The 2,870-nt window shown below is 72.7% G+C and carries 1 protein-coding gene; it reads right to left on the bottom strand.

The features are described from left to right. On the bottom strand, window positions 1-2,870 hold a 2,870-nt coding region (locus G3N96_RS38250), incomplete at both ends, for a beta-ketoacyl synthase N-terminal-like domain-containing protein (protein ID WP_206140447.1).

The following is a 2,870-nucleotide window of genomic DNA, read 5'->3' as shown; positions in this document are numbered from 1 at the left end:
GTACCGCCGACGGCCGCAGGCAATGCGCGGCGGCGGCCGTCGGCGCATCCGCCTCGGGCGGCGCGGCTTCCAGGATCACGTGCGCATTGGTCCCGCCGATGCCGAACGAGCTGACGGCCGCGCGGCGCGGCGTGCCGCCGTCCGGCCAGTCGGCCGCTGCCGCCGTGAGGCGAAAGGCCGCGTCGTCGAGTTCGAGCAGCGGGTTGGGCGTGTCGAAGTGCAGCGTGCCCGGCACCGTGCCGCGTTCGAGCGCGAGCGCCGCCTTGATCACGCCCGCGAGCCCCGCCGCGCTGTCCAGGTGCCCGACACTCGTCTTGACCGCGCCGAGCAGGCGCGGGGCGCGTGCCGGGTGCTGGCCGTAGGTCGCCTTCAGCGCGGCCATTTCGATCGGATCGCCGAGCAGCGTGCCGGTGCCGTGCGTCTCGACATAGCCGACCGACGCGGCGTCCACGCCCGCGTCCGCCAGCGCGGCGCGGATCACCCGTGCCTGGCCCGCGGGGCTCGGCGCGGTGTAGCCGGCCTTGTCGTGGCCGTCGTTGTTGATCGCGGAGCCCTTGACGACCGCATACACGTGATCGCCGTCGCGGCGCGCACGATCGAGCCGCTTCAGCACCACCGCACCCGCGCCGCTGCCCTCGACGGTGCCGCTCGCGGCCGCGTCGAACGCGCGGCAATAGCCGTCCGCGGAAAAGATCCCGCCGGTGCGGTGCAGGTAGCCCGGCACGCCGTCGACGCCGATCGACGCCGCGCCCGCGAGCGCGAGTTCGCAGTCGCCCTGCGCGACCGCGCGCGCGGCCATGTGCAGCGCGACCAGCGACGTCGAGCACGCGGTGTTCAGCGTGACCGCGGGGCCGGTGAGGTTCAGCCGGTAGGCGATCTGCGTCGCGGGCTGGTTCAGCACGTTGATCTGGTACAAGCCGAGCGCGTCGACCGCGTCGCGGTTGCCGAGCACGTGGTTCGCGAGGTACTGGCTCGCGCCCACGCCGACGTAGACGCCCACGTCGCGCGCGAGCCCGGGCCCGGCATAACCGGCGTCCTCGAGCGCGCGGTAGCTTTCCTCCATCAGCTTGCGCTGCTGCGGATCCATGATCTCGGCTTCGCGCGGCGTATAGCCGAAGAACGCGGCGTCGAAACAGTCTGGATCACGAATCAACCCGCGCGCGGCGACGAAGCGCGGGTTGCCGAGCAGGTCGTCCGGCACGCCGAGCGCGCGCAGCCGCGCGTCGTCGAGCCGGGTGATGCCGTCCTCGCCCGCGAGCAGCATGCGCCAGAACTGCTCGACGTCGTCCGCGCCCGACACGGCCGCGCTCATCCCGATGATCGCGACGTCGCGGCTGTCGACAGGCAATGCGCTCGCGGCCGCGGCCGCGCCGTCGGCATCGGCCGACGACGTGCCGGACGCGGACAGCCAGCCGGCCAGCGTGCGAATCGTCGTGTAGCGGAACAGGTGATCGATGTCGACATCGCGGCCGAATTCGCGACGCAGCCGCGCCTGGCACTGGATCAACGCGAGCGAGTGGCCGCCGGCGTCGAAGAAGTTGGTGTCCGGATCGATCTCGGCGAGGCCGAGCACGTCGCGCCAGATCGCCGCGACCGCACCCTCGGCATCGCCGGGCGTGCGGTGTGCGGGGCTGGCGGGACTGGCGGGATCGGTGGCGCCCGCCGCGTCGAGCGGCCAGTCGGCCAGCCGGAGACGATCGATCTTGCCGCTGCCGGTCATCGGCATCGCGTCGAGCACGACGATCCGGTCGGGCACCATGTACGGCGGCAGCGCCTGTTGCGCATGCGCCTTCAGCGCGCCGTCCGGCAGCGCGCCCGCCGCCTGCACGAACGCGCAGAGCACGGCGCCCGCGCTCCCCGAACGCGCGAGCACCGCGACCTTGGCGACCCCCGGATGGCGGCCCAGCACCGATTCGACTTCGCCCGTCTCGATGCGGAAGCCGCGCACCTTGACCTGCTGGTCGTCGCGGCCCACGAATTCGAGGTCGCCGTGCCGATCGAAGCGGGCCAGGTCGCCGGTGCGATACAGCACGCGATCCGCATCGCCGGTCGCGTACGGATTCGGCACGAAGCGCTCCGCGCTCAGCTCGGGCCGGTTCAGGTAGCCCGACGCCAGCGCGCGCCCGGACAGGTAAAGCTCGCCGGTCACGCCGATCGGCAGCCGTGCGAGATCGGGCGCGAGGATATGCGTGCCGACGTCGCCCACCGCACGGCCGATCAACACGGGGCCGCTCGCGCAGCGCCATACGGTTGCGTAGATGCTGGCCTCGGTCGGCCCGTAGGCGTTGAACAGCGGCGCGTGCGGCAGCACGCGCGCCGCCAGCTCGACGGTCGCCGGCAGCAGCGGCTCGCCGGCGGCGAATACCGCGCGCAGCGGGCTCGCCGCGCCGGCGTCGAGCGACTGCAGGAACAGGTGCAGCATCGACGGCACGAAATTGACCACCGTCACGCGATGCTGCTCGATCGCGCGCTGCAGGTAGCGCGGATCGTACTGGCCGTCCGGCCGCGCGATCACGATCGCGGCGCCCTTCATCAACGGCCACAGCATTTCGGTAAGCGAAACGTCGAACGATTGCGCGGTCTTCCACAGCACGCGGTCGCCCGCGGCCAGCGGATACGTGCGGGCGAGCGCGTCGAACAGCGCGAGGATGCCCTCCTGGCGGCACAGCACGCCCTTCGGCGTCCCGGTCGAGCCGGACGTATAGAGAATGTAGGCCGAGGCGCCGGAGCTGACGCGCGGCGCGGCGGCCAACACGGCCGGGCCCGCTTCCGCCAGCGCCGCCTGCTCGACGAAGCGGACGCCGCACCCGCGCAGGCAGGCGAGACCGGCAGAGGGTCGTGGAGGGGAAGAGGGGTAGGCGGAGTGTCGA

Source organism: Burkholderia sp. Se-20373, from assembly GCF_017104705.1.
Lineage (GTDB): Bacteria > Pseudomonadota > Gammaproteobacteria > Burkholderiales > Burkholderiaceae > Burkholderia.
This window is presented reverse-complemented; position numbering and strand designations above follow the sequence as displayed.